Annotated in this window: 21 protein-coding genes and 5 tRNA genes; 9 read left to right on the forward strand and 17 right to left on the reverse strand. The window is 59.6% G+C overall.

Going from position 1 to position 22,456, the window contains the following annotated elements:
* Positions 1-140: 140 nt before the first annotated feature.
* From DW870_RS01045 to DW870_RS01080, 8 genes are all read left to right on the forward strand, one after another.
* Entirely contained in the window at positions 141-926 is a 786-nt protein-coding gene (locus DW870_RS01045; protein ID WP_117876636.1) for a hypothetical protein, read from the forward strand.
* A gap of 160 nt (positions 927-1,086) precedes the next feature.
* Complete coding sequence (locus tag DW870_RS01050) at positions 1,087-2,067, forward strand: ABC transporter substrate-binding protein (RefSeq protein ID WP_117876638.1); 981 nt, start codon at positions 1,087-1,089, stop codon at positions 2,065-2,067.
* Positions 2,068-2,271: 204 nt separating this feature from the next.
* Complete coding sequence (locus DW870_RS01055; RefSeq protein ID WP_117876640.1) at positions 2,272-3,195, forward strand: ABC transporter permease; 924 nt, start codon at positions 2,272-2,274, stop codon at positions 3,193-3,195.
* Positions 3,188-3,982, forward strand: a complete 795-nt coding sequence (locus DW870_RS01060) for an ABC transporter ATP-binding protein (RefSeq protein ID WP_055250279.1) — start codon at positions 3,188-3,190, stop codon at positions 3,980-3,982. The genes DW870_RS01055 and DW870_RS01060 overlap by 8 nt, the downstream gene beginning before the upstream one ends.
* A gap of 158 nt (positions 3,983-4,140) precedes the next feature.
* Complete coding sequence (locus DW870_RS01065; protein ID WP_117876641.1) at positions 4,141-6,165, forward strand: bifunctional UDP-sugar hydrolase/5'-nucleotidase; 2,025 nt, start codon at positions 4,141-4,143, stop codon at positions 6,163-6,165.
* A 129-nt stretch (positions 6,166-6,294) separates the two neighbouring features.
* Complete coding sequence (locus DW870_RS01070) at positions 6,295-7,062, forward strand: mechanosensitive ion channel family protein (RefSeq protein WP_117769332.1); 768 nt, start codon at positions 6,295-6,297, stop codon at positions 7,060-7,062.
* 91 nt (positions 7,063-7,153) lie between these two features.
* Positions 7,154-9,070 (forward strand): BMP family ABC transporter substrate-binding protein, encoded by a 1,917-nt coding sequence (locus DW870_RS01075; RefSeq protein WP_117769330.1) that lies wholly within the window; start codon positions 7,154-7,156, stop codon positions 9,068-9,070.
* A complete protein-coding gene (locus DW870_RS01080) occupies positions 9,067-9,777 on the forward strand; it encodes a metallophosphoesterase (protein ID WP_006234987.1) in 711 nt (236 codons plus the stop codon). The genes DW870_RS01075 and DW870_RS01080 overlap by 4 nt, the downstream gene beginning before the upstream one ends.
* A gap of 125 nt (positions 9,778-9,902) precedes the next feature.
* Here the strand turns inward: DW870_RS01080 and rplA are convergent, their stop codons facing one another.
* From rplA to DW870_RS01135, 11 genes are all read right to left on the reverse strand, one after another.
* A complete protein-coding gene (gene rplA, locus DW870_RS01085) occupies positions 9,903-10,610 on the reverse strand; it encodes a 50S ribosomal protein L1 (protein WP_022093892.1) in 708 nt (235 codons plus the stop codon).
* 117 nt (positions 10,611-10,727) lie between these two features.
* Positions 10,728-11,156, reverse strand: a complete 429-nt coding sequence (rplK, locus tag DW870_RS01090; RefSeq protein WP_022093893.1) for a 50S ribosomal protein L11 — start codon at positions 11,154-11,156, stop codon at positions 10,728-10,730.
* A 120-nt stretch (positions 11,157-11,276) separates the two neighbouring features.
* Positions 11,277-11,813: a transcription termination/antitermination protein NusG gene (gene nusG, locus DW870_RS01095; protein WP_099432095.1), complete on the reverse strand. Its 537-nt coding sequence runs from the start codon at positions 11,811-11,813 to the stop codon at positions 11,277-11,279.
* A 3-nt stretch (positions 11,814-11,816) separates the two neighbouring features.
* Positions 11,817-12,155, reverse strand: coding sequence for a preprotein translocase subunit SecE (gene secE / locus DW870_RS01100; RefSeq protein WP_035137537.1), 339 nt, complete (start codon positions 12,153-12,155; stop codon positions 11,817-11,819).
* A 76-nt stretch (positions 12,156-12,231) separates the two neighbouring features.
* Positions 12,232-12,307: transfer RNA gene (locus DW870_RS01105), tRNA-Trp, on the reverse strand.
* Positions 12,308-12,320: 13 nt separating this feature from the next.
* Positions 12,321-12,470: a 50S ribosomal protein L33 gene (gene rpmG / locus DW870_RS01110; RefSeq protein WP_022093895.1), complete on the reverse strand. Its 150-nt coding sequence runs from the start codon at positions 12,468-12,470 to the stop codon at positions 12,321-12,323.
* Between the two features lie 279 nt (positions 12,471-12,749).
* Positions 12,750-13,940, reverse strand: a complete 1,191-nt coding sequence (gene tuf, locus DW870_RS01115; RefSeq protein WP_035137538.1) for an elongation factor Tu — start codon at positions 13,938-13,940, stop codon at positions 12,750-12,752.
* Positions 13,941-14,036: 96 nt separating this feature from the next.
* Positions 14,037-14,113: transfer RNA gene (locus tag DW870_RS01120), tRNA-Met, on the reverse strand.
* A 3-nt stretch (positions 14,114-14,116) separates the two neighbouring features.
* A tRNA-Thr gene (locus DW870_RS01125) sits at positions 14,117-14,192 on the reverse strand.
* A gap of 10 nt (positions 14,193-14,202) precedes the next feature.
* Positions 14,203-14,284, reverse strand: a tRNA-Tyr gene (locus DW870_RS01130).
* Between the two features lie 735 nt (positions 14,285-15,019).
* Positions 15,020-15,094 (reverse strand) — tRNA-Thr (locus DW870_RS01135).
* A 162-nt stretch (positions 15,095-15,256) separates the two neighbouring features.
* On the opposite strand from DW870_RS01135, the gene DW870_RS01140 reads away from it, so the two are divergent.
* Positions 15,257-16,597: a DNA-binding protein gene (locus DW870_RS01140; RefSeq protein ID WP_117848041.1), complete on the forward strand. Its 1,341-nt coding sequence runs from the start codon at positions 15,257-15,259 to the stop codon at positions 16,595-16,597.
* A gap of 27 nt (positions 16,598-16,624) precedes the next feature.
* Here DW870_RS01140 and DW870_RS01145 read toward each other — a convergent pair whose 3' ends face one another.
* From DW870_RS01145 to disA, 6 genes are all read right to left on the reverse strand, one after another.
* Positions 16,625-17,302 (reverse strand): NYN domain-containing protein, encoded by a 678-nt coding sequence (locus tag DW870_RS01145; RefSeq protein WP_006234978.1) that lies wholly within the window; start codon positions 17,300-17,302, stop codon positions 16,625-16,627.
* A 3-nt stretch (positions 17,303-17,305) separates the two neighbouring features.
* Entirely contained in the window at positions 17,306-18,220 is a 915-nt protein-coding gene (rlmB, locus tag DW870_RS01150) for a 23S rRNA (guanosine(2251)-2'-O)-methyltransferase RlmB (RefSeq protein ID WP_117848039.1), read from the reverse strand.
* Positions 18,221-18,363: 143 nt separating this feature from the next.
* Positions 18,364-19,830, reverse strand: a complete 1,467-nt coding sequence (cysS, locus tag DW870_RS01155; protein WP_117848038.1) for a cysteine--tRNA ligase — start codon at positions 19,828-19,830, stop codon at positions 18,364-18,366.
* 3 nt (positions 19,831-19,833) lie between these two features.
* Positions 19,834-20,328 (reverse strand): 2-C-methyl-D-erythritol 2,4-cyclodiphosphate synthase, encoded by a 495-nt coding sequence (gene ispF / locus DW870_RS01160; protein ID WP_006234975.1) that lies wholly within the window; start codon positions 20,326-20,328, stop codon positions 19,834-19,836.
* A complete protein-coding gene (ispD, locus tag DW870_RS01165; protein WP_035137545.1) occupies positions 20,318-21,046 on the reverse strand; it encodes a 2-C-methyl-D-erythritol 4-phosphate cytidylyltransferase in 729 nt (242 codons plus the stop codon). The genes ispF and ispD overlap by 11 nt, the downstream gene beginning before the upstream one ends.
* Positions 21,046-22,086, reverse strand: a complete 1,041-nt coding sequence (disA, locus tag DW870_RS01170; protein WP_369796797.1) for a DNA integrity scanning diadenylate cyclase DisA — start codon at positions 22,084-22,086, stop codon at positions 21,046-21,048. Before disA ends, ispD begins: the two co-directional genes overlap by 1 nt.
* Positions 22,087-22,456: the final 370 nt, after the last annotated feature.

The raw sequence follows: 22,456 nt of genomic DNA on the forward strand, positions 1-22,456 counted from the left end.
CAGTTGAGCAGGGCTGTTGAAAACTCGACCCGCCGTTTGCCGACGACTACCGACCGCCCAGAGCACCCTGCGCCCCTGGGAAAGCCCTACGTCCTAGGCTCCATACCGTCGCCACCCAAAACGGAAAGGACGTGGGCACCATGACCGAAGCCGCTGTTGAAACCTACGATACCACGACCAGAGGCGCCGCCTCGATGGCAGCCTATCGCGCCGTTCGCATCCTGCAACTATTAAGCGAAAACACCGGCGAGGACAAGGCCATGCTTTCCGATGAGTTGATCCGGCGCCTCGCCCATCCCGACGACCCCGCCCGCATGCCCATCTCGGCGGCGCGTCGCAGCATCTACACCGCCATCTCCGCGCTTCGCCATGCCGGATACGAAATTGAGTACAAACGCGGCGTGGGCTACAAACTTCTTACCCGCCCGCTCACCGATGAAGAGATCATCCGACTCCACGGTATGGTCATGCGCAACCGCTCCACGCCTATCGCTATCCGCAAGAGCATGGCGCAGCATTTAGTTGCCATGGCGAGTGCCGACGTTCGCGACTACCTCGATACACCCGAACCCGCTCCAAGCGCAGGCAGCAAGGCTACCAAGGCAACACGCACGCCCATCAAGCGCATCGACACTTGCGAGCTCGTCGAGCAGGCCATCGACCACGGAACCACGGTGAGTTTTGATATTTCGAGCGTCACGACACGCGGCGAAACCGAAGCAGCACGGATGACACTCCGTCCCTTTGCCATCAGGCAGCGCGATGGCATCTCGTATCTGCTGGGAACGGTCTATGACGCCCGAGGCGCCGATGACACGTTGCGTACCGTAGAGATCGCCCGTATGAGAAACGTCAGCACGCGTCTGCTCGACGGCAAGAAGCTCTTCGCCGCCCTAGACGAGGACGACGCCTCCTCCGCCGCATAAGACCCTCCGCCGCCCATTCGACTACCCGTACCGCCCATCCGATTCTGTATTAAAAAACCCGCCAGGCTGTTGTAAAAATGGACATCAGCGCTACTATAGTTCCACTTGCACTTTGTCCCAGTGCAGTGTTTCCAGCCATTTTTATACTGGGGGTAATGATATGAAGGACATCACCATCAGCCGCAGGAGCCTTCTGGTCTCCGCCGGCCTGCTCGCGCTCGCCCCGCTCGCCGGATGCGGCGGCAACTCTGGTTCCGGCTCTGCTGCCGCCGGTTCCGACTACACCATCGGCGTTCTACAGCTCACCGAGCACTCCGCACTCGATGCCGCCAACGACGGCTTTGTCAAGGCCATCAAGAAAAGCGGCCTTAAGGTCAAGATCGACCAGAAGAACGCCCAGAACGACCAGTCCACGTGTAAGTCCATCGCCGACAAGTTCGTGGGCGATGGCGTCGACCTGATCTACGCCATCGCCACGCCCGCCGCACAGGCTGCTGCCGGTGCCACGGCGGATATCCCCATCGTGGGCTGCGCCATCACCGACTACGCCGCCTCCGGCCTGGTCCAGGACAACGACAAGCCCGGCACCAACGTCACGGGCGCTTCCGACCTCACCCCGGTCGCCGAGCAGCTCGAGATGATGCAGAAGGTCCTGCCCGACGTTAAAAAGGTCGGCCTGCTCTACTGCACCGCCGAGTCCAACTCCGACGTCCAGATCAAGGCCGCCAAAAAGGAGCTCGATAAGCTGGGCCTCGAGTACACCGATTTCACCGTCTCGAGCTCCAACGAGATCCAGTCCGTCGTCGAGTCTGCCGTGGGCAAGGTCGACGCGCTGTACTCCCCCACCGACAACACCATCGCCGCGGGTGCCTCGCAGGTCGGCCAGATCTGCAAGGAGAACAAGCTCCCCTTCGTGACTGGCGAGGAGGGTATGTGCATGGCCGGCGGCCTGTTCACCCTCTCCATCAACTATGAGGACCTGGGCTACGCCGCGGGCGAGATGGCCGTTAAGATCCTGAAGGGCGAGGCCAAGCCCGAAGACATGCCGATCAAGCACCTCTCGAGCAAGGACCTGGTCGTCGTCAAGAACGACGAAATGGCCGAGGCGCTGGGCATCGATCTTTCCGCTCTGGACGAGTAGCGGCATGCGCGGCGATGTGCCTAGGGCCCATACTTGCGCCGTTGCCGTGTTATTCAATATCTGAGCCACAGGGGCGAACGCCAAAGACCGGCGTTCGCCCTGCTTGTTACGGATGAGACAAAACATTCGTCCGCAGCTCTTTTATGCATTGTTACCGCTATTATGGTGACTCACGTGTCCATCCTATCCTAGGAGGTATGAAGCATGCTCATTGCATTGCAGGGCGCCGTTTCGCAGGGCGTCCTCTGGGGCATTATGGTGCTTGGCGTGTTTATCACGTTCCGCCTGCTCGACATTCCCGATATGACCTGCGACGGCAGCTTTGCCCTCGGCGGCTGCGTCTGCGCCGTACTCATCGTCAACAATAACGTCGACCCGCTGCTCGCCGTGCTGGCCGGTATGTGCGCCGGCGCCATCGCGGGCGCCGTCACGGGTATTCTGACCACCGTCTTCGAGATCCCCGCGATCCTTGCCGGAATCCTCACCCAGATCAGCCTGTGGTCCATCAACCTGCGCATCATGGGCAAGTCCAACACGCCCATCCTCGCCAAGGGCACCGTGTTCTCGGCAGTCAGCAACATGACGGGTCTGCCGCAGTCCACCGTTGCCATTATCTTGGGCATTGTGCTGGCCGTGGCGATCGTTGCCATCCTGTACTGGTTCTTTGGCACCGAGATCGGCTCGGCGCTGCGTGCCACCGGCAACAACGAGTACATGATCCGCGCCCTGGGCGTCAACACCAACTCCACCAAGATGGTCGCCCTCGTGCTCTCCAACGCCCTTATCGGCCTCTCTGGCGCACTTATCTGCCAGAGCCAAAAGTATGCCGACATTGGCATGGGTACCGGCGCCATCGTTATCGGTCTTGCCGCCATTGTTATCGGCGAGGTGCTCGGCCGCCTGCTACCCGGCGGTCTGACGCAGTTTAGTGTCCGTCTTGCCTCTGCAGTCTTTGGCTCCGTGGTGTACTTCCTCATTCGCGCCATCGTGCTGCAGCTGGGCATGGACGCCAACGACATGAAGCTGCTCTCCGCCGTGATCGTTGCCGTGGCCCTGTGCGTGCCCGTGGTTTGGGAGCGCTATAAGCTCCGCAGCTCCTACACGAAGGGGGATGAGGCAGATGCTTAAGCTCTCACACGTCAAGAAGACCTTTAACAAGGGCACCGTCACCGAGAAGCGCGCTCTTACCGGCGTCGACCTTACTCTCAACGACGGCGACTTTGTAACCGTGATCGGCGGCAACGGCGCCGGCAAATCCACGCTGCTCAACATGATCGCCGGCGTATATCCGCTCGATTCGGGCGTTATCGAGCTCGACGGCACCGACATCTCGCGTCTGAGCGAGTCGCAGCGCGCCAAGTACCTGGGCCGCGTGTTCCAGGACCCCATGCGCGGCACCGCAGCCGACATGCAGATTGCCGAGAACTTGGCCCTCGCCAAGCGCCGCGGCCAGCGTCGCGGTCTTTCGTGGGGCGTCACCAAGGCCGAGAAAGATGAGTACGTCGAGCTGCTCAAGCGCCTGGACCTTGGTCTGGACACGCGTCTCAACGCCAAGGTCGGCCTGCTCTCGGGTGGCCAGCGCCAGGCACTCACCCTGCTGATGGCCACGCTCACCAGGCCGCGCCTGCTGCTGCTCGACGAGCACACCGCGGCCCTCGACCCCAAGACGGCCTCTAAGGTGCTTAACCTGACCGAGGAGATCGTCGACGAGAACCACCTGACCACGCTCATGGTCACGCACAACATGAACGACGCCATCCGTCTGGGCAACCGTCTGATCATGATGCACGAGGGCCATGTGATCTACGACGTGGCCGGCGACGAGAAGAAGTCGCTCACCGTGGCCGACCTGCTGCAGAAGTTCGAGGAGGTCTCGGGCGGCGAGCTCGCCAACGACCGCATGCTGCTAAGCTAAAACCTGCCAAAAAGGGACAGGTTTATTTTGGTAGGTTTTATCTGCGCAAACGCCAAAACCGCCGCAAAGGGACAGAGGCCCTTGCGGCGGTTTTCGCATATTATGTCGATAATCCGATATTCAACCAGACATTCTGGCTAAGAACTAAGGAAACTGCCATGAAAAGACTCCCCCGCTTTGCGTTGGCCGCCGCGTTGTTTGCCGGCGCGCTCGCAGGCATCCCAAGCCTCGCTTGCGCGGGAAACCTGCCCGCCGCTATTGACGGCTCCGTGGCCGTCATGCACACCAACGATATCCACGGCAGCTACAAGTACAGCTACAACGCAAGCAAGGGCACCGGCACTGTGGGCTTTGACGGACTGGCGGTTCTCTATAGCGCCCAAAGCAGCGCCCCCGATCTTTTACTCGATGCGGGCGACACCTTCCACGGACAGTCCTTCGCCACCATGAGCGAGGGCAAGAGCATCGCCGAGCTCATGGACACCTTCTACGCCGACGGCTACGACGCAACCACGCCAGGCAACCACGACTGGAGCTACGGCGCGGACAAACTCCGCACCATGACCGGCTACAGCACCACCGGCACGCCCTTCGCCATGCTCTGCGCGAATGCAACGTCCTCGAACGGCGCATGGAGCTCGAGCATCACGAAGACGCTCGATCGCACCTGGGAGGATAGCGAGGATCACTCCACATTCGACTACAAAATCAAGGTCGGCGTCGTCGGAGCCATGGATGAGTCGCTAGGTTCCTCGCTGCGCGCGGACCTGGTCGCGGGCACCAGCTTCTCGAGTGCCGCGAACGCCATCAATGCCGAGGCAGAGCAGCTGCGCAAGGAGGGCTGCGATGTTGTTGTGTGTATCGCGCACACGCTCGACGCAAAGACCTTTGCCACGCGGCTCCGTGGCGTCGATGCCCTTATCGCAGGCCACGAGCACATCAACCTTAACGAGAAGGTGACGGGAGCCGACGGCAAGACGATCCACGTTGTCGAGGCAGGCAGCGCCTTTGCCGAGGTGGGGCTGCTTTCCATTCCGTACAAATACGACACGAATGGCACCGAGACGACCGACGATGACACGGTCACGGTCCCTGCAGACGGCAGCGACGAGAAGCTCTACACCGCCAAGAACGTCAACGACCTTTTGACAGACCCCGACAAGGGCTCCGACTACCAAAGCCGCCTTGAAGCCGTCCGCAACAAGATCAAGCCGCTCGACGAGGACTTTGAAAACGAATCGAACAAGGTGCTCGGCACATCCACCACCAACTATTTCTACGGCGAGGACGCCGCAGGCACGCATGGTTGGGAAATGGTGCGCACCACCGATTTCCGCCCCGGCAAGGAGGGCGACACCACCAAGGCCCAGACCATCGGCCACGTGATTTGCGGCTCCTATCTTGCCCTGACGGGCGCGGACTTCGCTATCGAAAACGCTGGCGGCATCCGCGGCGGCATCGCGGCGGGCAACGTGACCGCCGGCAACGTCATCGCCATCTCGCCCTACGGCAACACTGTGGAGACCTGGACCATGACCGGCGCGGACTTCCTCGCAGCGCTCGAGCACTCGCTACAAATCAGCGACGATTGCAACGACAGCTACGAGCTTCAGCAGGCTTATGTGGCGGCCGGTCACAGCGAGCAGGAGGCGCAAGACAAGTACAAGTGGCGCGATGACTCTGGCAGCGTTCTCTCCTTTGGCGGCATCAACGTGACGATTGATTGGACACAGCCCGAAGGCAAGCGCATTGTGAGCGCCACACTCACCAAAGACGGCAGCACGCTCGACCCCGCCAAGACCTATACCGTCGCCACCAACAACTACATCATCACCAACACGACCGACTTCCCCACCTTCGCAAACGCCACCAAGCACACCGAGTGGGGTACCTGCGAGTCAGCGCTAAGGGCGCTGATCGGGCAGGACAGCTGGGAGAGCAAGATGACCTCGCTCGCGGGCACCATCAGCTTTGGCTCCGCTGCCGTGGACCCCACGCCCACACCGGCCCCGACGCCTAAGCCCTCGCCTAAGACGGACACGACGACCACGAAGGTCATCACCAAGAAGACGACCGGTAAGCTCGCCGCAACGGGAGACCGCACGCTGGCAGTAGTTGGCGCGTGCCTTATCGGCGGCATCATCGTCATCATGCTCGGCATTATCTGGAAGCGTCGACGCTAAGCTACACCGCCGGGCCTTACAGCCCCGCCGCGTAAACCTTATATCGAGCACAGAAGCCCGTCCGAATTTGATCGGACGGGCTTCTTGGTGGGTATCATGGTTGAACGATCATTAGGAGGTTTTCCCTACATGGAATTGTTTGAGCCGATTCTTCATTTCTTTGAGCAACGGTGGGTCCACAACATCATCTGGGCCGTCATCTTGGCGATAGGCACCGCCGTCGCCGCCAAGGTCGTATCCAAGACCCTGAACCATCTGCTTAACCGAGACGATAACCCGCTTCCGGCATCGAGTATCTTCATCAACATCGCGCGCGCCGTCATCTGGATGATTGGCGGCAGCTTTATCCTCGATAACTGCTTTGGCATTAACGCAAACGCGCTCGTCGCCGCCCTTGGCGTCGGCGGCATCGCCATCTCGCTCGGCTTTCAGGACACGCTGTCAAACCTTATCGGCGGCATGCAGGTGACCTTTATGGGCATCATCAAGCCCGGCGACAATATCGAGGTCGGCGGCGTATCCGGCGTGGTCCAAGACATCACTTGGCGCCATACAACGATTGAGGATGCCTGTGGGCAGACCATCATCGTCCCCAACTCCAACATCTCCAAGAACACGCTCGTGCACCTCATGCCCTTTGGGCGCGTTGCCGTGCCCGTCGCGGTCAAGGACACGTCCAAGTGGGCTTCACTGGACGCACTGGCAGACGAGCTGACCAGCGCCACCAAAGCCGCCGTGCTTCCCATCTCGGGCTTTGACAAGGAGCCCTACGTACTCTTTAGCGAAATCGGCGACTTTGGCATCAAAGGAAAGATCGTCTTTATCGTCAGCGACGACAGCACTACTTTCACGGCAGCCGACGCCTGCATCCGCGCCATCGCACCCATCATCGCCTAACCCGCCAAAAAGGGACAGGCACCTTTGTGGTGGTTTTCATTCGTGGTACCATGGTTTATGTAGTTGTTTAAACGACTAAGGGAGCAACATCATGGAAGAGGCCTATCGTCAAGCACGCAAGCGCGGCGAGCAAGGACGTCGACGCGCCATTAGCCAAAGCGAGCATCCATACCTTACGGACCTCGACAGTTTGATTGCTCAGCTCCCCTTAGGTCAGCGAGTGAGTGTCGGCCTGCGGGATATTCCGATCGAAATGGTCGTCGGCACTGTCACCAAGGGCCGTCAGTCCGCCTTTTCATGCAACTTTATGCCCCTGCTGCCGTTTAACACCGAGTTCGCCCGCAAGTGGTCCAACCTCTACGACATCCAGGTAACCGAGGGCTATCGCGACCCCATCATCGTCACCGAGTTCATGCATCGGTTCTATGTCCAGGAAGGCAATAAACGCGTCAGTGTCCTCAAATTCTTGGACGCTCCAACGGTTTCGGCCAGGGTCACCCGTCTCTACCCCGGCACATGGGATTCCGTCGAAAGCCGCCTGTACGGTGAATTCTGCGCGTTTTGGCGCGTCTGCCCCCTATACGAGATCGAGTTCTCGCGTGAGGGAAGCTACGAGACGCTCGCCAAGATGCTCGGTCAGAATCTTATCGAAAAATGGCCGCAGAAAAAGGTCGACTACCTGCGCCACACCTTCCTGCTCTTTAAGCGCGCCTACCTTCGCGCAGGCGGCGACCACCTGGACATTACGCCCGCCGACGCCATGCTCGTGTACCTCAATGTGTACAACCAGGACCGCCTGCTGGATACGCCAACGGATATCGTCGTAAACCGCCTGTGCAAGATTTGGCGCGAGCTGGTCATTGCCGGCAAAAATGACGAGGACAAGGTCGATCTTGTTGAAGCGCCGAGCGTCGACGAGGAGGAGTCGCCCGCCAAGTCCACCTCCGGCGTGCTCAACTTCTTTATGGGCAAGACCGTCTATTCGGCGACCAACCCCCTGCGCATCGCCTTTATCCATGAGTTCCCCTGTGCGACGTCGAGCTGGGACAGCCTGCACGACCAAGGGCGTCAGTATCTCGATGAGCACTTTGGCGGTATCGTGCGCACCGAGGCGTTCGAGGACTGTCACGATCCGGATGTGTTCTACGCCGCCGTGGAAACGGCTGTCAAACATGGGGCAAACGTCATCTTCTCGACCTCGCACCGCCTGATGGAATACACGCTCAGGGCTGCCGTTGAGTATCCCCAGGTTCGGTTCCTCAACTGCTCTATCGGCCTTCCCCATCAAAGCGTCCGTTCGTACTTTGGCAAGATGTACGAGGCCAAGTTCCTCCTGGGCGCCCTTGCCGCCAGCATGGCGGACAACCACCGCATCGGCTACCACGCGTCGGTCTTCGCCTCGGGCGCGCTCAGCGAGATCAACGCCTTTGCGATTGGCGCCTCGCTGCTCGACCCCCGTGCGCAAATTATCCTGACTTGGGGCGATGTGCCCGCCGGAGGCCTTGCCGAGGCCATGTGCCGCGAAGGTGTAAGCGTCATGACCGGCGCCGACATGTCAAAGTCGCTCGAAGACCCCACGGCCTACGGACTTCACCGCCTGGTCGATGGCAAGGTTACCGGCATCGCCATGCCGGTATGGAACTGGGGCCGTTACTACGAGCTCATCGTTCGCAGCCTTCTGCACGGCACGTGGGACGAGACCAGCGATGACAACCAAGTGCGCGCCGTCAACTACTGGTACGGCATGAGCTCTGGCGTTATCGACATCCGTTACGCTCCGGGCCTACCCTACCAGACGCGCAAACTCGTGCAGTTGCTCCGTAACGGCATTGTTGAGGGATCCATCAACCCCTTTGGCGGCGAGCTCCACAGCCAGAACGGCGTGGTACAGATCGAAGGCTTCCCTCCGCTGCCGAGCACGCAGATTGTCGAGATGAATTGGCTGGCGGATAACGTGGTAGGCACCATTCCGCAGCTCGACGATGAGCCGAAAGTCCCTGCCCTATGAAAATCCTTGCCATAGCCGATACCGAAGAACGATGCCTTTGGGAGTGCTTTCGCAAGGAACGCTTTGAGGGCGTCGACCTGATTTTGTCCGCCGGCGATCTGGACCCGGACTATCTTGAGTTTTTGGTTACGGTCATCAACAAACCGCTCATCTACGTGCGTGGCAATCACGATGACCGCTACGCACGTCATGCACCGGGCGGATGTATCTGCGTAGAAGACAGCGTGTACACGTACCGAGGGATTCGCATTGCGGGCCTTGGCGGGTCCATGCGTTATCGCGACGGCGCCAACATGTACACCGAACGCGAGATGTCCAAGCGCATGCGTAAGCTGTCGCGTAAGGTTAGGATGGTCGGCGGGTGCGACATTCTGCTTACCCATGCACCCGCCGCCGGTATGGGTGATCTGGACGATCTGCCGCATCGAGGGTTTGAGTGCTTTAACACGGCGCTTGAATCCTGGGGGGCCGACTACATGGTGCATGGGCATGTACACCAAAGCTACGGTTACGATTTTCAGCGCGAGCGGCAGCATGTGTGTGGAACGACGATCATCAACGCCTGCGGCTATACGCAGTTTGAGCTCGACCAGACGCGCTACCCCATCCGTGGCTGGCAGGCAGCCTGGCTCAATTCGCAAACCATGCGCCGCGAGCTCAAACGCCACGATGCCATCGAGTCCTCAACAGCCAGAACACCCTGGTAACCACCATAAAGGGGACACTGTCCCCTTTATGGTGCTTTTGACGCGATAGCAAGAAACCCGGTCCTGCACAAGGCAGAACCGGGTTTCTTTAGCAATGCTTGCTGTACTCAGGCAGTAACTAGCAGTTACTCAGCCAGGAAGTCACGCTGGACAGCGGGATCGACCTTGACGCCAGGGCCCATGGTGGAAGACACGGAGATGGACTTGACGTACTTGCCCTTAGCAGAAGAGGGCTTGACGCGCAGAATCTCGGTGTACAGGGCAGCGTAGTTCTCGACGAGCTGCTGCTCAGAGAAGGACTTCTTGCCCAGGGGCACGTGGCAGATGCCGTAGCGGTCGGCGCGGTACTCAACGCGGCCAGCCTTGAGCTCGGAGACCATCTTGGCGACGTCCATGGTCACGGTGCCGAGCTTGGGGTTCGGCATGAGGCCACGGGGACCAAGGATCTTACCGATGCGGCCAACCTTGGCCATCATGTTCGGCGTAGCGATAGCGGCGTCGAAGTTGATCTCGCCCTTCTGAATCTGGGCGACGAGCTCGTCGGAACCGATGATGTCGGCGCCGGCAGCCTCAGCCTCACGGGCCTTCTCGCCCTCGGCGAAGACGGCAACACGAACGGTCTTGCCGGTGCCGTGGGGCAGGGAGATGGAACCACGGATGTTCTGGTCAGCCTTACGAGTATCGATGCCCAGACGGAAGTGAGCCTCGACGGTCTCGTCGAACTTGGCGGTGTCGAGCTCCTTGATGAGCTTGGCAGCCTGAAGGGGGGTGTAGAGCGTGGCGCGGTCGATCTTCTCGGCAGCGGCGTTATAGCTCTTACCATGCTTAGCCATGTGCATTACCTCCTGTGGTTAAACGGGCGTGAGCCCTCCCACATCGTATCGTGTGCCCTATTGCACACATTTAACGGGCGCCCCGGTCGGAGCACCCGCCGTTACCATAAGAAATCGCTACTCAGCGATGGTGACGCCCATGGAACGGGCGGTACCGGCGATGATCTTCTTGGCGGCGTCAATGTCGTTGGCATTGAGGTCCGGCATCTTGATCTCGGCGATCTTGGTGAGCTGCTCCTGGGAGAGCTGACCAACCTTGTCAGCCTGGGGCTTAGCGGAACCAGACTTGAGGTTCAGCTCCTTCTTGATAAGGTGAGCCGCCGGCGGGGTCTTGGTGATGAAGGAGAAGGACTTGTCCTCGTAGACAGAGATCTCAACGGGGATGATGTCACCCTTCTTGTCCTGCGTCTCGGCGTTAAAGGCCTGGCAGAACTGCATGATGTTCACGCCAGCAGCGCCCAGGGCGGGGCCGACGGGAGGAGCGGGGTTTGCTGCACCAGCAGGAATCTGGAGCTTAATGACGTTGGCAACCTTCTTCTCAGCCATGGTCATTCCTTTCGAATCACGAGTGTGAAGTACTTGCTATATCGTAAGCACGCACGTGTTAGAAGCACTCCTGAGATGAGCAGTCACAGAAGAAGCACGCTCGCGCGAACGGACGAAAACTTAAGCGATGACAGCGACCTGGTTAAAGTCGAGCTCGACCGGCGTCTCGCGGCCAAAGATCATCAGCGTGACCTTGAGCTTGCCAGCCTCGGTGTTAACCTCGGAGACCTTGCCATCAAAGTCGGTAAGCGGGCCATCGGTGACGCGGACGGACGTACCGACCTCAATATCAACCGAGGTGCGCTTGGGCGAATCGCCCTTACCGGGACGACGAGTCATCTTGTTGTACTCGTCGCGGGAAAGCGGAGCGGGCTTGCCGTTGCCGCCTAGGAAACCGGTGACGCCAGGCGTGTTACGAACACACGTCCAAGCATCGTCATCCATCTCCATGCGGACCAGGACATAACCCGGGAAGATCTTGGAATCCTTGGTCTCACGCTTGCCACCCTCTTTAATCTCGGTGACGCGCTCCATAGGAATCTCGATATCAAAGATACGGTCCTGCATGCCCATAGTCTCGATGCGATGCTCGAGATCGGACTTAACGCGGTTCTCGTATCCAGAGTAAGTGTGAACGACGTACCAACGCTTAGACATGGTTTAGCCCCTCAATCCAGAGAACAGAGCAAGAGCCTCGCCAAAGCCAGCATCGAGCAGAGCGATGACGACGCCGACGACGATCAGAGAAGCGCAAACAACAACCGAGTAGTTCACGAGCTCCTTCTTATCGGGCCACGTGACACGCTTCATCTCGGACTTGACCGAAGCGAAATACTTCTTGGTGCGGGCGAAGAAACCAGGCTTCTCGTTCTTCTTGGACTTCGCAGCCTTCTCGTTCTTCTTGGCAACGGCCTTCTTGGCCTCAACCTTGGAGTTGGCGGCAGCTTTGTTGGCAGGTGCCGGCTGCTGAGCCTTCTTCTTGTTCTTCTTGTTGGCCATTTGGGTTACCTCCGCGCAATGCGCTTATACATGAGTAAACCGTAAGCCCCCAAGTGGGAGCTTACGGAATAATGACTGGCACGCCAGGAAGGACTCGAACCCTCAACACTCGGTTTTGGAGACCGATGCTCTACCAATTGAACTACTGGCGTATGTGACTAGAGACTAGCGAGTCTCTTTGTGCAGCGTGTGGTGACGGCACCAGGGGCAATACTTCTTGATCTCCATACGATCAGGCATGGTCGACTTGTTCTTGGTGGTCGTATAGTTGCGGCGCTTGCACTCAGTGCACGCAAGAGTAACTAGAGTACGCATGTATCCTGAACCTTTCATTTCCGCCCCGTACGGGCACGAGTTGATACTTTATCAGCTCCACGTAAGTGCTGTCAATGAAAACCTCGAGTCAATTGGTTCTCGGTGGATCCATTCATATTTGGAACACATCAATGAAGCCATCGAGAGCTAATCGACGGTGCATCCAGGACCATTATCGATCCTCTCGACACCAGCAACGGCTCAATATCCATTGCAGAAAAGAACCCGGCACCCATATAAGTGCCGGGTTCTCTAAGTCAGCTATATCAAAGAGCTAATTTACTCAATGATCGTGGAGACGATGCCCGAACCGACGGTGTGGCCACCCTCGCGGATAGCGAAGCGCAGGCCCTCCTCCATGGCGATCGGGTGGATGAGGTCGCCCTCGATGGTGATGTGGTCACCAGGCATAGCCATCTCGGTGCCCTCGGGGAGCTTGACCGTACCGGTAACGTCGGTGGTACGGAAGTAGAACTGAGGACGATAACCATCGAAGAACGGGGTGTGACGGCCGCCCTCCTCCTTGGTCAGAACGTAGATCTCGCCGGTGAACTTGGTGTGCGGGGTAACCGAACCGGGCTTGCAGAGAACCTGGCCGCGCTCGATGTCCTCACGCTTGATGCCGCGGAGCAGCAGACCGACGTTGTCGCCAGCCTCGCAGAAGTCCATGGACTTACGGAACATCTCGATACCGGTAACGACGGTGTTCTGGGTATCCTTGATGCCGACGATCTCGACGGGCTCGTTGAGCTTGAGCTCACCGCGCTCGACACGGCCAGTAGCAACGGTACCACGGCCGGAGATGGTCATAACGTCCTCAACGGCCATCAGGAACGGGAGGTCGTTGTTACGAGCAGGCGTCGGGATGTACTCGTCGACGGCCTTCATGAGCTCGCGAATGGCGTCCATCCACTTGGCGTCGCCCTCGAGAGCGCCCAGAGCGGAGCCACGGATGACGGGGATGTCGTCGCCGGGGAAATCGTACTCGGAGAGGAGCTCACGGGTCTCCATCTCGACGAGGTCGATGAGCTCGTCATCGTCGACCATGTCGCACTTGTTCAGGAAGACGACGATGTAGGGAACGCCGACCTGACGGGCGAGCAGGATGTGCTCGCGGGTCTGAGCCATGGGGCCGTCGGTAGCAGCGATGACCAGGATAGCGCCGTCCATCTGAGCAGCGCCGGAGATCATGTTCTTGACGTAGTCAGCGTGGCCCGGGCAGTCAACGTGAGCGTAGTGACGGGCAGCGGTCTCGTACTCAACGTGGGAGACGGAAATCGTGATGCCGCGCTCGCGCTCCTCGGGAGCCTTGTCGATGTTCTCGAACGCAGTGAAGTCAGCCTTGCAGCCCTCGGTCTCGGAGAGAACCTTGGTGATGGCAGCGGTCAGCGTGGTCTTGCCGTGGTCGACGTGACCAATGGTGCCGATGTTAACATGCGGCTTAGTGCGCTCAAACTTCTCTTTGGCCATAAAGCCCTCCTCTAAACAGGTCGTCCCCGGACGGGACTTTGCCTTTATACCATAGTGGCCTCTCAACATACTATTGAGAAGCCACCGTGTTACCTATGGTAGCGGTGACTGGATTCGAACCAGTGACGCCACGGGTATGAACCGTGTGCTCTAACCAACTGAGCTACACCGCCGGATGGAGCCTGCAACCAGACTTGAACTGGTGACCTCTTCGTTACCAACGAAGTGCTCTACCGACTGAGCTATACAGGCACTTGACGGGTGGGAGCTATAGGATTCGAACCTATGTAGGCAGAGCCAACGGGTTTACAGCCCGTCCCCATTAACCACTCGGGCAAACTCCCAATCGTTCAAGTATCCGCAGGTCCTTTGGTCTTTTGGACCGCCGCCCCCGCGAACGAAAAAGATAATACGATGCAACCTTGGGGGCTGTCAACGAAAACCTCTAGATACACGGTGCCGGGCGTATCTATATAGCTGTGACCTGCGGTTTTGTTGAGTTTGGATATGAAGGACGGTGGTTTTGAATACTGAGGTGACGTTTCCCGAGGTAACACTTTGGTGTAGTGGAGTACACCTTCAGGATCGAACTTCGATAATGGCTTATTTGCACCTATATATAGGTCGAGATCGGGGCTTCCCAGACAGAATCGAGCGTGGATAATCTCCCACTTTTGGCGTGGCTTCGAGTCCAAAGTGGGAGATTATCCACCCTCGTATGTCCGGAAATCCTCACTCGACCAGGATGACTGGGACCGGTCCGGCCTTTGTCTCGATCTGTAACAGTAAGAGGGTTATTCCTCCCCCATCTGTTACAGATCGAGATATTACGCAGAGACACCAGCTTACGTCTCATTCTGTAACAGTAAGAACGGTTTCAGCCTCTTCGTGTTACAGATCGAGATATTATCGGCCAACCCTTGGCATTGTCTCAATCTGTAACTATAAGGAGGGTTTTCAGCCCACCCGTGTTACAGATCGAGACAAACCTGAAGCTTGGTGGGAGTCAAACCCGCTTACATGTCGACATAAATAGAAACGGGCCCTGTCCCAATTGGAGACAGAGCCCGAAACTCTCATGGAGCCAGTGACAGGAATCGAACCTGCAACCCACTGATTACAAATCAGTTGCGCTACCGTTGCGCCACACTGGCACACTTGGCGCTTTCACGCGAAGCCAGTTAAGAATAAAGGAATTGCCGACGAGGCGCAACAGGCCCTTCACCCGACCACATCTCAAAACCATTCGTCAGAACGAATAGTTTTAATTACAATTGCTATATATAAAACTATTCGTTCTGACGAAGGGTTTCGCGATGCTTACTACCAAGGAAGCAGCCGAACTGCTCGGCATCACTCCGCGCAGGGTGCAGGAGCTCATAAAAAACGGAGCACTTGAGGCCCGCAAGGCTTCTGGTGTATGGCTCATCGACAAAGACAGCGTCGACACGCGACTCCGCTCCGTGACCAAAACGGGGGGACGTCCCCGCCGCGGCCACGGTAAGAGCGAGATCGCGTTCACCCTCATGAATCGCACGCACGAAGTCGCTCAGCTGGTCTACAGCACATCTCGAAAAGACTTTACCCACATCGGCGCCGACATCGATTACGCCCACGCCCCTATTGGAGTATTTGGCCCTAATAGCCCCATATCGCTCGACTCCTTCCGCATCTGGTGGCGCGGCCGCGGTATCCCGCTCGCACGCATTGGGCTAGCCTCCCTGCTTGCAGAAGCCGCAGTCGATGTTCCCGATGAACTCGTCCAGCGAAATCTTGGCCTCTCCCTATCCGACCAGTATTGGATTAGACCCCAAGATTCCGGTCTCGCCTGGGAGGATATCAACTTCTTCAATAACGCCTTTGATGACGTCTCGCTGTCCATTGCGCCCTTTGCCCCAGAGGGAAAAGCGGCTGCCGCAAAGCCCGATAACACCTCGGACGGCAATCTTCAAAAGTACTGGACGTGCGAGGGCGGGCGTCGAATTCTGCATAAGGCAGGAGCGCACCTGAACCAGGAACCTTATAACGAGCTGGTGGCGACCGCGCTCCACCGTCGCATCCTAAACGCCTGCGATTACGTGCCTTACTCGCTCGAGGGCACGGGCACTTCCGCCCTGAGCATATGCGATGTCTTCTTAACTGATGAAGAAGAGTATGTCCCTGCGTTCTATGTAAACCAGCACGCAAACGCAGATGAACGGCTAACCGACTACGAGCGATATGTAGCAAATTGCGAGGAGCTCGGGGTGGCAGGCGTTAAGGATGCCCTTGACCGCATGATCGTATGCGACGACATCATCGCCAACTACGATCGTCATTGGCGCAACTTCGGCCTCGTGCGAAACGTCAACTCACTGGCCTGCAGACCAGCCCCCATCTTCGATTCGGGCTCATCGCTCTGGTGCAACATATCTCTAGAGGAGCTTAGGGCAGGAGAGCACAGTTTTGCCAGCGCGCAGTTCCATTCAAGTCCCGCGAAACAAATGTTGCTTGTTGAGGATATGAGCTGGTTTGACGGGGGCAAACTCGAAGGTTTTGTCGACGAGGCAATCGAGATTCTGTCTAAAAACGATGCCCTAGCAGCGAGACTGCCTTATCTAAAAGAGGCGCTAACGTGGCGCCTCGAAAGAATGATCGACATCGCTGAATGGAGTTAGCAAGGCAGCATTGCCCCGCCAACTCCCCTACCGTCCGCGCAGGGCCTTGAGCTTGGCCAGGGCATCGGGACTCAGGCGGCTGCCCAGAGTCATCTTAATCTGCGGAGCTTCCTCTGCCTCGTGAACGTCGTTATCGATCTGTTTGATCTCGTCCACCAGCATACGGCTCGAGATGCGCGTGACGCCCTTGCCCATGACAACGGCCTGGATCGTGCCGTCGCTCGATACCACGGAGCACGCGCGGCCTTCCTCACGTGCCTCGATGCAGAGCTTCTGCACCACGGTATCGGCCGAAACACCCGTCGGCGAAAACTCAATGCGCACACCGCGGGCCGGTAGGTTGGGGCGCTCGCTGGAGATATTGCCCGCGCCGTCAAATACGATCACAGCCTCGTAGCGGCCCTGGGCAAACGCAGCTACGTCATTAATGAGCGCCGTGCGCGCCATATCGTGAACGTCGCTGGAATACGGATCGTCAGAATGGTCGTACACGAGCTTTTCGTAGCGCGGCGTACAGTGGATCACGTTGTAGCCGTCGACCACCAGCAGCTCGGGCTTGTTGGAGTGCACCGTCGAGACCGGATCGGCGATGGCCTGCGCAAACGCATTGCCGCCCACGCCATAGGTCGCGGCCGAAACAATCGGCTTGGCCGAGCCCTCGCCAAAGCGCTTGGCCTTGGACTTGGCGCGGTTCTTTTTGGACATGCGCTACTCCTCCCCCATGAGCTCGCCGGCGTTGCGGCGCAGCCACTCAAAGCACAGCGCCGTGGTCGCCTGGGCAACATTGAGGCTCTCGGTCATGCCGCGCTGGGGAAGCTTGGCCAAAAAGTCGCATTTCTCGAGCACCAGGCGCGAGATGCCGTCGCCCTCGGAGCCCATGACGAGCGCCACGCGGCCCTCGAAGGGAGCATCCCAGCAACTGCCTTCGGCGTGCTCGGAGGCACCGCCCACCCAAAAGCCAGCGTCCTTAAGATCGTCGAGTGCGCGGGCGATGTTGGGCACCTGCGCGATAGGCAGATGCATGACGGCGCCGGCTGAAGTCTTGTAGCTGCCCACGGTCACGCCGGCGGCGCGCTTGTTGGCGATGATGACGCCGGCCGCGCCCACAACCTCGGCGGAACGCACGATGGCACCAAAGTTGCCGTCGTCAGTCACATGGTCGAGCACGACGACGAGCGCCGGTCCGTCACCCGCGCGGTCGAGGATGTCGGCGACATCGGCGTAAGGGAAGTTACCAACCTCGAGCGCGATACCCTGGTGAGCGCCATGGCTCGACAGTGCGTCGAGCTGCGCGCGCGGCACATACTTGATGCGGACGCCCGCAGCGTTGAGGTCGTCGACCAGGCGCGACAAGGCGGCATCGCGCTCCCCGCCCTCGGCAATGAGCGCGCACTTGATGGGAAAACCGGTGCGCAGCGCCTCGGCAGCAGCACGGCGACCCTCGATGAACTCACCCTTGGGAGCCTGGGCAGCGTCGCGGTTGCGATCGCGCTGCGGACGTGCGGCCTGGGTGCGATCGCGCTGGCCCTTGGGAGCGGCAGCGCGGTCATTGTGGCGAATCGGACGCGAGCCAGAAGCGGCCTGTTTGCCTCCACGCGGTACACGCTTGCGATTGTCGGCCATAAAACGGCCTCCTTAAATAGATAACGAACAAGAATCGACCGTCCGAGCCACGGCACCTTGCCTTTCAATCGTCGGGCATGACCACCAGGTCTATGCCTTCCCCTTTCAAGGCAATCTGCCACACCTCGAACGGTCGACAAATACTAGAGGGTCTTAATACGAGTACCCGCGGCCGTATCTTCAATGGTGAGGCCCAAGTCCTTGAGCTGGTCGCGGATGGCGTCTGCCAGGTCCCAGTTCTTGACGGCACGGGCCTCGGCGCGGGCCTCGAGAATCTTGGCAGCGGCCTCGTCCACGTCGTCGCCCGTGTAGGCGACCAGGCCGGCGGCAACGCCCAGCAGACCCAGCGGCAGCTCGACCTTGGGCTCGGGAAGCTCGACGCCAAACGTATCGAGCAGCTCGGCCAGCGTGTCGGCGGCGGCAAGCGCGGCGGTCTTGTCGGCAGCGTCGCCCGCCTGCTCCAGGTACTGGTTGCACTCGGTGACAAAGCCAAAGACGGCACCCATGGCACCAGCGGTGTTAAAGTCGTCGTCCATGCACTCCTTAAAGGTGGCACGGGTCTCGGCGGCCTTGGCGGCAAACGCCTCGGCAGCCGCTTCGTCGGCATCGGCCGTCGCGTGGTTCGCGGCCCAACGCAGGTTCTCGACCGTACCGGCGATACGCGTGAGCGAGTTCTCGGCACCCTCCAGGCGCTCCCAAGAAAAGTCGAGCGGCGAGCGATAGCTCGTCTGCAGCATCAGCAGGCGCAGGGCGGCAGCGGAGTGCTGCTCGAGGACCTCGGCCAGCGTAAAGAAGTTGCCGAGCGACTTGGACATCTTCTCGCCGTCTACCAGCAGCATGCCCGTGTGCATCCAGGTGTTGGAGAAGCCCTGGTGCCAGGCGCAGGTGGCCTGGGCGCACTCGTTCTCGTGATGCGGGAAGGCAAGGTCGGAGCCGCCGCCGTGGATGTCGATCGGAGTGCCCAGGTAGCGATGCACCATGGCGGCGCACTCGGTGTGCCAACCGGGACGGCCCTCGCCCCAGGGGCTCGGCCAGCTGGGCTCGCCGGGCTTGGCGGCCTTCCACAGGGCAAAGTCGAGCGGGTCGTTCTTGTCCTCGTTCTCCTCGATGCGCGCGCCAACCATAAGGTCGTCGATGTTGCGGCCCGAGACCTGACCATAGTTGGGATCGCTGCGCACGGCAAAGTACACGTCGCCGTTATCGGCTGCGTAAGCGTGGCCCTGCTCGATAAGCGTCTTGATCATGGCGATCATGGGGCCGATCTCCTTGGTGGCGCGGGGGCGCACATCGGGATCGAGCACGTTGGCGGCGCGCATGACGCCGATGAACTTGTCGGAGAACTCCGTCGCGACCTCGGCGGCCGTACGGCCCTGCTCGTTGGCGCGCTTGATGATCTTGTCGTCGACATCGGTGAGGTTCTGGGCGAACGTGACCTCGTAACCGCTCGCGATGAGCCAGCGGCGAATCACGTCAAAGCTGATGAACGTACGGGCGTTGCCGATGTGGATGTTGTCGTAGACCGTGGGGCCGCACACGTACATGCGGACCTTGCCGGACTCGATGGGCTGGAACTCTTCCTTTTTATGGGTAGCGCTGTTGTAGATACGCATTCGTTACTCCTTAACGGTTTTCTGTAGCAGGCAGACGGCCCAGGCGCCGATTCCCTCGCCCTGGCCTTCCCAACCGAGCTTTTCGGTCGTAGTGGCGGCGACGCCCACGTTTTCGACGTCAACGCCCAGGGCATGGGCAAGGTTGGCGCGCATGGCATCGCGATGCGGGGTGATCTTAGGCTGCTGGCAGGCAATGGTGCAATCGGCATCGACAAACTCAAAGCCCAGCTCACGCGCATAGTCCATCACGCGGGCAAGCAGCACCATCGAATCGGCACCCTCGTAGGCGGGATCGGTGTCGGGGAATAGCTTGCCGATGTCTCCCCCACGGCAGGCGCCCAGAATGGCGTCGGCCAAGGCGTGCGCGAGCACATCGGCATCCGAGTGGCCCAGCAGGCCGCGCTCGTAGGGAATGTCGACACCGCCGATGATACATCGACGCCCCTCCACCAGACGGTGAACGTCGTAGCCATGGCCAATGCGCAGGTTACTGAACATGGGGAAGGTCCTCTCCCTCGGCCATGCGGCCAAGCAGAATCGCGGTTACGGGACGCAGGTCCTCGGGCACCGTCACCTTAAGGTTATCGCGTGGGCTCTGGACGCAGCGGACGCGCCCACCCATGCGCTCGACCAGCGACGAATCATCGGTACCGATAAAGCCCTCGGCAATGGCTGCAGCGTGGGCGCGCTTCATAGCATCGACGCTAAAGATCTGCGGCGTCTGCGCTGCCCAGTAGAGTTCACGCGGCGGCGTCTCGACGATATTATCGCCGTCAACGATCTTGAGCGTGTCGATCGCGGGCTGACCGCACACGACACCGTCGAGGGCACGGTCGCTCACGAGCACGTCGATAGCGTGGTCGATGGCCTCGGTCGTAATGAGCGGACGAGCGCCGTCGTGGATGGCGACATATTCGAAACCCGCCGGAACCGCATGCACGCCGGCACGGGTGGAATCCTGACGGGTATCGCCGGCATCGGCAAAGCTGATGGGCGTGTCATAGTCAAACGGGTCAATGGCCAGGCGGCGCATCTCGGCACGGCGCTCGGCAGGGCAAACCACGACGATATGGCCGACCTTATCGCTACGATCGAACGCGCGGATGGACCAGCTCATGAGCGGACGGCCCGCCACATTAACGAGCTGCTTGCCGCCGGGATTTCCAAAGCGCTGGCCGCTGCCGCCGGCAACGACCACGGCGCATACGGGCGCCATTATGCGTTCCCCTGTTTGGTGCCCTTCATGCGGTACAGCGAGTCCGCAAGAATGGCAGGGTTGTTGACGCCAAAGTCGCCCAAGCGCTCCGGATCCTCGCTGATGTCGTCCATGAGCTCCTGCAGCGAGCCGTACTCGTCGACGATCTTCTCGGCCACGCCGTCGCGCACGACGGACACGCGCGAAAGCGTGCGCAGGCCCAGCGGCGTCATGACGGAGTCCTCGTCCAAGTCGTCATAGCCCAGAACTGCCGCCACGTGCTGCGGGTCGGACAGGTCCTTAGGCGTCATACGGCTCAGCTCGGCGCGAATCTTCTCGGCGTTGGCCTCAGAGGAATCGCTCGCGTAGTCGCGGATCATCAAGTCGTATTCGGTATCCATGCTGGAGCCCGCGAGCTGCTCGAGCTGCATCTGCACGAGCTTACCCTGGTTGCCCAGCTTGACAATGCAATCCTTAAGCTCGGTCTTTGCCTGCTGCATGATCTCGAAGCTCGAGAAAATACCGGTAATGTCGGCGAGTGTGACGTAGTCGTCGAGCTCGAGGGCCGTCAGGCGCAGCAGGGAGCGATCGAGCGACTGACGGGTAGTCTGGAGCGTGGCGACGAGCTGGTTGACCGAGCTCATGATGGTGGTGACGGGCTGGATCTCGTAGCTCTTGCCGTGGACGTACACGTTGACGACGGCGCGACGAGCCGAAACCGAGATCACGATGGCATCGGTGAGCACCGACATGCGAGCGGCAGTACGGTGACGCATGCCCGTCTCACTCGTGGCGAGCGAGGGATCGGGATTGAGGTGGAAGTTGGCGCGCAGGATCTGGGTGAGGTCGCCATCGATAACGATGGCGCCGTCCATCTTGGAAAGCTCGAACAGGCGGTTCGAGGTAAACGAAATGTTGAGCGGGAAGCCGTCGTTACCGGCAGCGAGCACGTTTTCGGTGTCGCCGACGCAGATAAGGGCGCCCAGGTGACCGGCGATGATCATGTCGAGGGCGGTGCGGATCGGCTGACCAGGTGCCGTCAGGCGGATGGCCTGTTCCATACGCTTTTGCAGCTCGTTCTTATCCAAGGCATCGCTCCCATCGTATACGCTCCATAAACGCTAAATAGTTTCTCACGGTTTGTCCCTGCGGCGCTTGCGAAATCCGATGCTTACAGAATGAGCGAACACAGCTGAGAGCCCAACCCAAATCAGCTGTTCATGTGGTAGCATCGGGATTCGCATAAATGAGGGAGTAGTCGCGTGATCGGGTTCGCCTCCGGTGGCGCGGCAAGTCAACACACTGGCCGATGCGGCCTGGCTTGCCTTAATGAACGAGACTCGTGGCTGTGCGCGCAACGCGTACGCCACGGGTCTTTTTTGTTACTCCCCCAAGAGGTACACGCGGGCCCGCCCGCAGAGAGGGAGCCAG

Origin of the sequence: Collinsella sp. AM38-1BH (assembly GCF_003467545.1) — a bacterium.
Taxonomy (GTDB): domain Bacteria; phylum Actinomycetota; class Coriobacteriia; order Coriobacteriales; family Coriobacteriaceae; genus Collinsella.

Bases quoted from the DNA above. Each gene is read 5' to 3' on its own strand.
- secE (WP_035137537.1), bottom strand. From the start codon at position 12,155: ATGGCCAACAAGAAGAACAAGAAGAAGGCTCAGCAGCCGGCACCTGCC.
- DW870_RS01060 (WP_055250279.1), top strand. From the start codon at position 3,188: ATGCTTAAGCTCTCACACGTCAAGAAGACCTTTAACAAGGGCACCGTC.
- rlmB (WP_117848039.1), bottom strand. From the start codon at position 18,220: ATGGCCGACAATCGCAAGCGTGTACCGCGTGGAGGCAAACAGGCCGCT.
- DW870_RS01055 (WP_117876640.1), top strand. From the start codon at position 2,272: ATGCTCATTGCATTGCAGGGCGCCGTTTCGCAGGGCGTCCTCTGGGGC.
- DW870_RS01045 (WP_117876636.1), top strand. From the start codon at position 141: ATGACCGAAGCCGCTGTTGAAACCTACGATACCACGACCAGAGGCGCC.
- rpmG (WP_022093895.1), bottom strand. From the start codon at position 12,470: ATGCGTACTCTAGTTACTCTTGCGTGCACTGAGTGCAAGCGCCGCAAC.
- DW870_RS01050 (WP_117876638.1), top strand. From the start codon at position 1,087: ATGAAGGACATCACCATCAGCCGCAGGAGCCTTCTGGTCTCCGCCGGC.
- rplA (WP_022093892.1), bottom strand. From the start codon at position 10,610: ATGGCTAAGCATGGTAAGAGCTATAACGCCGCTGCCGAGAAGATCGAC.
- DW870_RS01145 (WP_006234978.1), bottom strand. From the start codon at position 17,302: ATGTCCAAAAAGAACCGCGCCAAGTCCAAGGCCAAGCGCTTTGGCGAG.
- rplK (WP_022093893.1), bottom strand. From the start codon at position 11,156: ATGGCTGAGAAGAAGGTTGCCAACGTCATTAAGCTCCAGATTCCTGCT.
- DW870_RS01065 (WP_117876641.1), top strand. From the start codon at position 4,141: ATGAAAAGACTCCCCCGCTTTGCGTTGGCCGCCGCGTTGTTTGCCGGC.
- DW870_RS01080 (WP_006234987.1), top strand. From the start codon at position 9,067: ATGAAAATCCTTGCCATAGCCGATACCGAAGAACGATGCCTTTGGGAG.
- ispF (WP_006234975.1), bottom strand. From the start codon at position 20,328: ATGTTCAGTAACCTGCGCATTGGCCATGGCTACGACGTTCACCGTCTG.
- DW870_RS01070 (WP_117769332.1), top strand. From the start codon at position 6,295: ATGGAATTGTTTGAGCCGATTCTTCATTTCTTTGAGCAACGGTGGGTC.
- tuf (WP_035137538.1), bottom strand. From the start codon at position 13,940: ATGGCCAAAGAGAAGTTTGAGCGCACTAAGCCGCATGTTAACATCGGC.
- disA (WP_369796797.1), bottom strand. From the start codon at position 22,086: ATGGAACAGGCCATCCGCCTGACGGCACCTGGTCAGCCGATCCGCACC.
- ispD (WP_035137545.1), bottom strand. From the start codon at position 21,046: ATGGCGCCCGTATGCGCCGTGGTCGTTGCCGGCGGCAGCGGCCAGCGC.
- DW870_RS01140 (WP_117848041.1), top strand. From the start codon at position 15,257: ATGCTTACTACCAAGGAAGCAGCCGAACTGCTCGGCATCACTCCGCGC.
- nusG (WP_099432095.1), bottom strand. From the start codon at position 11,813: ATGTCTAAGCGTTGGTACGTCGTTCACACTTACTCTGGATACGAGAAC.
- cysS (WP_117848038.1), bottom strand. From the start codon at position 19,830: ATGCGTATCTACAACAGCGCTACCCATAAAAAGGAAGAGTTCCAGCCC.
- DW870_RS01075 (WP_117769330.1), top strand. From the start codon at position 7,154: ATGGAAGAGGCCTATCGTCAAGCACGCAAGCGCGGCGAGCAAGGACGT.